Source organism: Peterkaempfera griseoplana (genome assembly GCF_001418575.1).
Lineage (GTDB): Bacteria > Actinomycetota > Actinomycetes > Streptomycetales > Streptomycetaceae > Peterkaempfera > Peterkaempfera griseoplana.
On the sequence record NZ_LIQR01000327.1, the window covers coordinates 1 to 8,810 of the forward strand.

Here is an 8,810-nt window from a genome sequence, read left to right on the forward strand (position 1 = left end):
CGTGCAGGTCATCACCGACCCTTCCGGCCAGCTGCTGTGGGCCTCGCCGGCCCTGCCCGGCGCGGTCCACGACGTCAAGGCGCCCCGCACCCACGGCATCATCGACGCCCTGGCCGAGGCCGGCGTGCGCTGCTGGGCCGATAAGGGGTACCAGGGCGCTGGCGGCACGGTGCGCGTCCCCTACCGCGGCCGCTGGGACAAGCTCTCCGCAGGCCAGAAGGCTGTCAATGTCTCCCACGCCAAGATCCGCGCGGTCGGCGAGCAGGCGATGGCCACCCTGAAGTCCTGGCGGCTGCTGCGCAAGCTCCGCTGCAGCACCACCCGCATCACCGACCTGGTCAGGGCCGTCCTCGCCTTGCATCTGGCAGCGTCAAGCTGAGGTTGGAAAAGCCTCATTGCCGCGGGACTCCGCCACGTCTCGTACGAAGCCTTCACCCGCCCCCCGGACCTCCTGAACATCCCTTGACCAGGCCCTCCCGCGTGATCGCCGAGACTTTGCAACACCCCTGCCCGCGGCGCATGTGAAGACTACGAGCACCGACCGGCCGGACAAACCAGGGGCAAGCCGCAAACTCAGCCAAGTCGGTCAGACCGCGGAAGGATTAGGTTGCAACCAGGGGTGAAACTGCTACAATAAGACGATTTCACAGAAGCCTATTTAAGAGGTGTCAATTTCATGGCGCAACGGACTGGCGACTCGCAACTCATAGACAATTGCCTGACCGACGCAGAATTCAGTGAATTTCCGGGCTTTTCCCGCAATAAGGTGCGGGATGCCTACCAGTTGCCGGATCGGCGACGCCTGCTGATCTCAACCGACCGTCAATCTGCATTCGACCAGGTTGTGGCCGCTGTACCGTACAAGGGCCAGGTGCTGACCCAAACGGCACGTTACTGGTTTGATGAAACCCAGGACATCTGTCCAAACCATGTGATTTCTTACCCGGACCCGAACGTCGTCATGGTCAAAGACCTCGACATGCTGCCGATCGAGATGGTGGTGCGGTCCTACCTCACAGGTTCCACCAACACCAGCGCTTGGCCGATGTACGCCCGAGGCGAGAGGGTGTTGTACGGTCACGAGTTTCCGGAAGGCCTGAAGAAGAATCAGAAACTGCCTGAGCCGATCATCACGCCGGCAACGAAACCGGTTCAAGGTGGGCATGACGCGCCGATCACGGCAGCGGAAGTCCTCGAAAGCAGGCTTGTGACGCCCGAGCAGTGGCACGAGTTGGCGGAAAAAAGTCTGGCGCTATTTGCCCGGGGACAAGAAGTGGCAGCCAAGAAGGGACTCATCCTGGTAGACACCAAGTATGAGTTCGGCCTTGATGAAAATGGCGTGATCGTGGTCGCCGACGAAATTCACACCTCGGATTCCAGTCGCTTCTGGATCGCCGATACCTATCAGGAGAAGTTCGAGGCTGGCGAGGAGCCGGACAGTCTGGACAAGGAATTCCTGCGGCTGTGGATCGCCAGCCAGTGCGACCCCTACAAGGAACCAATCCCGGAGATCCCCGCCGAGACCCTGATGGAGTTCAGCGACAAATATGTCACCTTGTTCGAGCAGCTGACCGGTTTGGAATTCGAGAAGCCCGATCCGCAGGTCTCCGTGCGTGCTCGTATCCGCAAGGCGTTGGCTAGGGAGCTGCCCGAGTACTTCTGAACGAGACGGCTTTTGGTCTCAGGAGTTCGTTGACGTCGCCCACAAAGAGCCGCGGTCCAGCGGCTCTTTGTGGGCGACGGCTTGACCACGAGCATGAGGAGATCAGGGCTGACCTCGAACCCGGCGAGTCGCCGACCGGCATCGCCGTGTGTCTGGCCAGGGCCCTCTCGACGGCGTCGCGTGAGGGGAGCGCAGCGACGGCCCCGGCGGCGACTTCGGGATGATGTTCGGTGCGACGGGCGCCACGGGTTCAACCGAGTGCGGCATGGTACACGCGAGTTGTAGCTGCTCAGCTCGGGCAACAGGGGCGTCCGTCGTGACCTACGCTTCTGGGTCGGCGTCAGGCTCGCTGACAGGGAAGCCAGCTGGGACCCTGGCGATCGAAGTAATTCCAGGTTTGCCCGGACTTACGATGTCCGGTTTGTTCCGCGCGCCCCCGTTGACTGGGCCGAACAGCTACCTACGATCAAATTTGGGGTAATTGGAAGATGGAAACAGGCGAGTTCGATCACATAGTCTGGTGTGATTTGGAGATAGTCCTTCTGAAAATTCATTCCGTCTCGCCATGGGATAAGAAGATGGTGAGCATCTGTGAGGCTCCGGACCTGTCCAAGCCGACGGTGAACATCTACATCTGCCACGAAAGTGACGCCATATTCGACAACCCCAGAACGTACCGCGAGAATGTCATGCGCCAGGGATCCTACAGAGGTCACAATTTCGGATCACCGGCACGCCTCAAATGTATAGACGACCGAAATATTGCACTCTCCCATCCGGACCCCGGCAAGATTATCTGGTCGTATGTGGTAAAGTATGTGCTGACAGTGTTTGCAATTCAGGCAAACATGCTTCATGTCAAGGGGGCGGCCGTCGCCTACAAGGGTAAAGCATTCTTGTTCCTGGGGCGGGGCGGAAGCGGAAAGACGGAAGTGGTCAGAGTCTTGTGCAAGAGCGGGGCCGAGCTCATGGCGAACACGCATCTGCTCATCGACGGCGGGTCGGTTTGCGGTATAAAATCCAACATGCGCGTGAGAGAGGGCGGCAACGATGTCTACGTTCCGGTCCAACAGCAGCAGAACTTCAATGCGCATGATGGATGGTTGCCCATCGGGGGAGTGTTCTGGGTAAATTATCGAACCGATGGCAGGGCAGTGGTTGAGATTATGCCGTCCAGTCACGCCAAGGCCAACTTGCAGTATTTCTCGGAGGCGATCAAAAACTGGGAAATCAAAGAGGACATCGCAGACTACTCCCATGCAGATCCATTTGTGTTCGCCGAACTGGTGAACCAAGTGGACAAAATGCTGAAGGACTTCTGTGAAAGCAATGACGTCTACTACCTGAATGTGGACATCTTCTCCGATGACGGGATGGAGGAACTGATGTCCGTCATGGAGGTCAGTCTCGAGTGCTGAGCCTTTCCTAGCCCCGTGAAAGCTGGGTCGGCTCGGGTTTCCAGCGTGAGGGTCGCAGCCGCGATCAGGGTGGCGCGGTGGGGGCTGCAGCTGAGTACAGGCCGCCGTACATAGAATCAAGACGCAGAAACTGTCGTCGCCTGATTGGGTGACGTCGGTGGCTTTCGTGGATAGGTGCAACTCGCCGCCTGACTCAGCCGGTTACTCCGATAGATGCCACCTGTCACTGAACCTCTTTCATCCTGAGTTTTCGCAGGTGAGAAGGGTGTGGACACCAGTGATGACGTGGCTGATGCGGCGGGGGCTGCAGCGGGCATGGCGGAGGAGTCGCCATCGCTTGAGTCGTGCCAAGGCCCGTTCGTCGGGTGCCCGGAGCCGGGCGTGGTCGCGGTTGTACTGCTGGCAGTGCGCGGGCTGCTCGTGGTGGCGGTAATAGGGGGTGCGGACGGTGGCGTCGGCGCCCTGGTACGCGTCGTCTGCGAGGACGAGGATCTGCGGGGTCAGGCAGGCTTGCACGATCTGCGTGCGCGGGCCGCGGTCAGGTCGTGGGTGCGGCCGGGCAATGCGCGGGAGAACCACAGCGGCGTCCCATCCGGCGCGGCGATGACCTGCACGTTCATGCCGTGCTTCTTGTGCTTTTGCGAGTAGTACGGTTCGTCGGCCGCGATACGGCCGGTGGGGATCAGGGTTCCGTCGACGATGACGAAGTCTCCTTCGCCCAGCCCGACCAGGGCCTCCTGCAGGCCGGGTGCCCACGCGGCGAGCACCTCGACGGTCTCGTCCACGTATCGCCAGGCGGTGGCCTGCGAGACGCCGAAGCCGGCCGCGATCTGGGCGAACGTCTCGTTCTTCCGCAGATGGGCCAGCGCGAGCAGGGCCTGCTTGAAGCAGCTCAACTTGCACCACCGGGAGCCGAGTTCACACCTTCGGGCGTGGAGCAGCCACGACACGTGCTCCACGAGGTCGAGCGGGACGTCGAGCGTGGACGGATACGGAATCACGAGGCTGCTGGGTGCTGCGTGGTGCGTAGAGAACACCACCGCAACGACCAGGAGCCTCGCTGTGCCACTGTCCCCACTCTGACCAGTTATTTAACCCCTGAGACCCAGGATGAAAGAGGTTCACTGAGCTTCTTCAGACTGGCCACCGATCGGGTGACGGCCTCGTCCGCCGGACTGGGCTCTGCTGCAGGTGAGTTCGCAGTCAACCGTGAGGAGTTGTTCACCCTGCGGAGTGGTCGCTGAAGAAGCTCACTGATTCCCAATGGTGATTGTCAAGCGCGTTGATCGGGCATAGCGGGGCGAGTCAGGCAGTCGTGAGGTCACGCTGTGGCGGCTCTGGGGTGAAGGTGCGCTGGTCGCGGATCAGGGCCCACAGAACGTCGAGGCGGCGTCGGGCGAGTGCAAGGACGGCCTGCTTGTGTGTTTTACCCTCGGCTCGTTTGCGGTCGTAGAAGGCCCGGGAGACGGGACAGCAGCGGGCGGCGACCTGGGCGGAGAGGTAGAAGACCCGCAGCCGGCGGCGGTGGTAGCGGCGGGGTCTGCGCACGTTGCCGCTGATGCGGCCGGAGTCCTTGGGCACCGGGGCCAGGCCGGCGACGCCGGCGAGTCGGCCGGCGCTGCCGAAGGCTTCCAGGTCGCCGCCGGTGCAGGCGATGAACTCAGCGCCGAGCAGAGTGCCGATGCCGGGCATGCTGGTGATCGCCTCGGCATGGCGGTGCTCGCGGAAGCGGGCCTCGATCGCCGCGTCGGTCCGCTCGATCTCCTCGCCCAGGGCCAGCAGCTCTTTGGCCAGGGTCTGCACCACCGCGGCGGCCGTCCGCTCGCCTGGGACGGCGGTGTGCTGGGCGTGTGCTGCCTCGACCGCGGCGGAGGCCACCGTCCGGGCACTGCGGACCTTGCGGTTCGCCAGCCAGGTGGCCAGGCGGGCTTGGCCGATCCGGCGCAGAGCCGCAGGGGACTGATAGCCGGTCAGCAAGGTGAGGGCGGCCTTGGAGGTGGCGTAGTCGAAGGCCCGTTCCAGGGCGGGGAAGTACTCCAGCATCTGGGCGCACAGGCGGTTGATGGTGCGGGTGCGGTCGGAGGTCAGGTCGTAGCGGCGGGCGGTGAGGATCCGCAGGTCCACCGCGATCTCGTCACCTTGGTGCATCGGCTGCAGGTCACGGCGCATCCTCGCTTGGTCGGCGATGATGAAGGCGTCCTTCGCGTCGGTCTTCCCCTCGCCGCGGTAGGAGGCGGAGGCGTGGTGGACGGTGCGGCCGGGAAGGTAGAGCAGGCGCTGCCCGTGGCCGAGTAGGAGGGCGATCAGCAGTGCGGCTCCGCCGGCGTTCAAATCCACCGCCCAGGTCACCGGGCTGTCTTCGGCCAACTTGAGCACGTCGCGGACGAGATCGAGCAGCTCGGGTTCACCGTTGGGCACCCGCCGGGACAGGATCTTGGCCCCGCCCGTGTCGATCACCGTGCAGTGGTGCTCGGCCTTGCCTGCGTCTATCCCCGCCCACAGCTCGGGCATTTCGCCTCCCCATACCGTTCCTGGTCTGGCCCTGCAGACGACCTCGCCGACGTGTCCTTACGAAGCGATCGAAAGTCGCGTGTCCCAATGAGCGGCCGTGTCGTCGCGGGGTGCCGGGCGGCCAATCAGTGAGCTTCTTCAGCGACCACTCCGCAGGGTGAACAACTCCTCACGGTTGACTGCGAACTCACCTGCAGCAGAGCCCAGTCCGGCGGACGAGGCCGTCACCCGATCGGTGGCCAGTCTGAAGAAGCTCAGTGAAAGCCACACCCACGGCATGAGCGTTTTGAGCCACGCCCGGACCCCTGGGTCTCCCGATCGTACGAAGGATCAGGACGAGCCCACCAAGAAGGTAAGGACGTTTTCTCAGCGCTGATCATTCCCAGATTCGGTTGAGGACGAGGGCGGCGCCGAGGATGTCGCCGATCCGACTGGGGCCGAGGGTGGCGTGTTGCAGGGTGCGCCGACGTTGCTTGAGCTCGGCTGCGGTGCGTTCGCCGAGAGCTCGGATTGCCCTGATCAGGCTGTTCGTGGTTCGCGCGTCGGCGTGCAGGGCCTGCTCGGATTGGCACTTCGGGGGCCCGCCTCGGGCATCGCAGGTCGGTGACGGAACGGACGTGGGCATGGGTGGTGCCCATACTGATCCCGCGGCCGGCCGCCGGCTGAGCCGGAGTGTCATGCTGGCGCAGGTGAACCAGGGCGATCACCGGCGGGATGAGACGGCTGGAGCTTGCAAGTGGCGGTCACCCTCCCGGGTGACGACGAGCGTGGTCACCCATTCCACCAGCGCATGTGGCAGGTTCGGTGCGGCAGGATCCGTGACCAACGAGGCTCCCCGGTCATCGAGTGGAGACAATCACACATCTCTCTCAACAGCCTGGGAGCCTCGTCCGTTCTCTACCGCCCTACTTCGCTTTGACCCTCACCCGATCAGTGGCTACTCCGAAAAAGCTCACTGCCCGCCGGAGGCCTTGAACTGCTTGACCTCCTCGTTCACGAGCAGAATTGGGCACCCGGTCCGGATGGGGCGGTCTCGCCCCCCGGCGATCCGCGCGACTGCCCGTACTCCGCCGTGGGCAAGCGCCCTGCCTCTGTTACCAGATCAGACGCCGCGCCAATTCGTTCGGGTGCGGCAGCAACACTGTGAGCCATGTCCGAGGACCTAGTCGCCCGTACCGGGAGAAACCTTCAGCCTCCGCGTTCACCTTGTCGAAAGTGCCACTGAGTGGCACTCGACGACGGGTCCGGACGCCCCTGGGCAGTTGGACTGTGCCAGCTCAGACGAGCGATCGGGACGCCGGCAACTGGGGGTTGCGCTCTCGGGAGAAGAATCTCTCAAGGAAGGGCTGCTGCCAGACGGCGGGCTGCTCCAGGTCCATACGGCCGTACTCGGCCAGGAAGATGGCGGGTTCTGCGCAGGCGGCGGCCAGCTCCTCCAGCACGACCCCTGGCACCACCGAGGGGAAGAGGCGGTCTGCGTGCCACAGGCCGAAGTAGGCAGGTGCCGCCACACCGTAGGAGTCGACGCGCTCGGCGAAAACAGTCCAGTTGATGCCTTCGGGAACCGATCGGATGTGCTCGGCAACGTCCACGTACTTGAGGAGGCGACGGTGCTTGCCCAGGTGGATGAAGCGCAGCACCGTCGAGTTCTTGTGGAGGTTCATGCAGAGATCGATGAGCGTATCTTCGGGATCGAGGTGGAGCACGCCCGAGGGGGCCTCTCGCGGAGCGGATGCCCGTTCCAGGAGATCTTTGGTGGGAACGGAGTAACCACCCCTGGGAAGGGTCAGAGAGGTGCTGACGTCAATGGTGATGACCGGGTAGTAAGCCTTCCCGGTAGCAATTTTGAATTGCGGAAGATCGCTGCCGTATATCTCCCAGAAGAGTCGCTCCTGTCGGGAGAGCGGCACGATCCTTCCCCTGTCGTTCTTGCCCTGCTGGTATCCGAGTCGGCTCATCAGAGCGGTGATTTCCTCGGCCTGGTCTCGCTCCGCGAGAAGGTCCAGGTCGCTCATCATCCGCAACCCGGGGGTCCGGTAGGCTGTGCGTGCCAGGTGGCCGCCTTTACGCGGCACGATGCGAAATTCGACTTCTGCTGTGGCGGCCAGGACCCTGTCCAGTTCGTCCAGGAGGATCTGGTTTATCTGGCTGTGGTAGAAATGCAGAGCCTTCAGAGCCGACCAGACACTGGAGTCCATCGGCGTCGAAGAATCTGCCTCCTTGGCGCGTCGGATATTCCAGAAGACCAGCGGACCCACTCTGTGCCGAATCGTCTGGTCGAGAAAATAGGCCCAGTCGAACGACGGCTCACCAGCGGCGGCATGCAGGGATGCCGCCAGGTCCTGCGGAGCCGCCTGCTGTGATGTGAGGGCTAGTAGGAGAGCGGCCTCAGGGCCGAGGTGTGACATATCCCCAGATCCTTCTGCAGTTTTGGTGGTCGAGCGGTCGTCCGGGAGGGTCGAGGCGTAGCCCTTCCGTAATGCCGGGCGTCGTGCGGGCGACATCGGGTTGCTTCCTCGGGGAGACTTCGGCCTCCCTGCGTGACATCAAGTCCGTTGCCGTTCTGGACGCACCGGAGAGTGGGATCAGCCCACTTCCGACCTTTCCTTGACAGCACGGAGAGGTTGGACCACGTCCCGACCGTTGATAACCTGATGAATCGCAGCAGAGGGAGCGGATGTGCTTGCGGATGGCGTCCGTCTTGGAGGTTTCCCGCCGAGCTGCGGAACTTTTTGACGGCACAGCCGCAAAACCCGCTGGCACATAGGAAATGCACGGTTTGAGGTGGCGCATCCCCCTCACGACCAAGCGAGCATGCGGTACACGCCCGGCCCATGTCAACAGCAGTCAGAGTGGGTGACGATGCTCATCGTCATCCGGGAGGGTGACCGCCGCCGCAAGCTCCGGCCGTCTCAGCGCGCCCTGATCGCCCTGTCCATCTGCCGAAGCACGACAGCCTGGCTCCCCTTCCTGGCGTGGTAGATCCGGCCTGGACTGAGGGTTTTCCAACCTCCCGTGCTGGCAGGGTGGTTGGCGTGGGAGAACGACGAAGCTCCTGGTAGATGGTTGTCGACCAAGAGCAGACTTTTCCGCCAGGAGCTTCGTGTGCCTGTCTGCCCGTCCCGGCTGGATCTGTCTACTTCCGCGCTGCGGCTGCTGCAGCGAGAGCTGGCCGCCCAGCGTCGGACCACACGTTCCTAGCCTGCACGTTTCACTTC

The 8,810-nt window shown here is 63.1% G+C and carries 5 protein-coding genes and 2 pseudogenes; 3 read left to right on the plus strand and 4 right to left on the minus strand.

What is annotated here, in order from left to right; translation table 11 throughout:
* The 3 genes from AOK09_RS23925 to AOK09_RS40350 form a co-directional block, all read left to right on the plus strand.
* On the plus strand, window positions 1-379 hold a 379-nt coding region (locus tag AOK09_RS23925; RefSeq protein WP_322973208.1), incomplete at its 5' end, for a transposase family protein.
* A gap of 297 nt (window positions 380-676) precedes the next feature.
* On the plus strand, window positions 677-1,663 hold the full coding sequence (locus tag AOK09_RS23930; RefSeq protein WP_055589304.1) for a phosphoribosylaminoimidazolesuccinocarboxamide synthase: 987 nt from the start codon (window positions 677-679) through the stop codon (window positions 1,661-1,663).
* A 488-nt stretch (window positions 1,664-2,151) separates the two neighbouring features.
* Window positions 2,152-3,081 carry a hypothetical protein gene (locus AOK09_RS40350; RefSeq protein WP_157876012.1) on the plus strand — a complete coding sequence of 310 codons (930 nt, stop codon included), beginning with the start codon at window positions 2,152-2,154 and terminating at the stop codon, window positions 3,079-3,081.
* Window positions 3,082-3,318: 237 nt separating this feature from the next.
* Here AOK09_RS40350 and AOK09_RS23940 read toward each other — a convergent pair.
* The 4 genes and pseudogenes from AOK09_RS23940 to AOK09_RS23950 all read right to left on the minus strand — a co-directional run bounded on the left by AOK09_RS23940 (window position 3,319) and on the right by AOK09_RS23950 (window position 8,000).
* A pseudogene (locus AOK09_RS23940) lies at window positions 3,319-4,082 on the minus strand (transposase family protein).
* Window positions 4,083-4,386: 304 nt separating this feature from the next.
* Window positions 4,387-5,592 (minus strand): IS110 family RNA-guided transposase, encoded by a 1,206-nt coding sequence (locus AOK09_RS23945; RefSeq protein ID WP_055589306.1) that lies wholly within the window; start codon window positions 5,590-5,592, stop codon window positions 4,387-4,389.
* A gap of 584 nt (window positions 5,593-6,176) precedes the next feature.
* Window positions 6,177-6,418 (minus strand): annotated as a pseudogene (locus AOK09_RS42440) (IS5/IS1182 family transposase); the annotation flags it as partial.
* Window positions 6,419-6,869: 451 nt separating this feature from the next.
* A complete protein-coding gene (locus tag AOK09_RS23950; protein ID WP_055589307.1) occupies window positions 6,870-8,000 on the minus strand; it encodes a nucleotidyltransferase domain-containing protein in 1,131 nt (376 codons plus the stop codon).
* Between the last annotated feature and the right edge of the window lie 810 nt (window positions 8,001-8,810).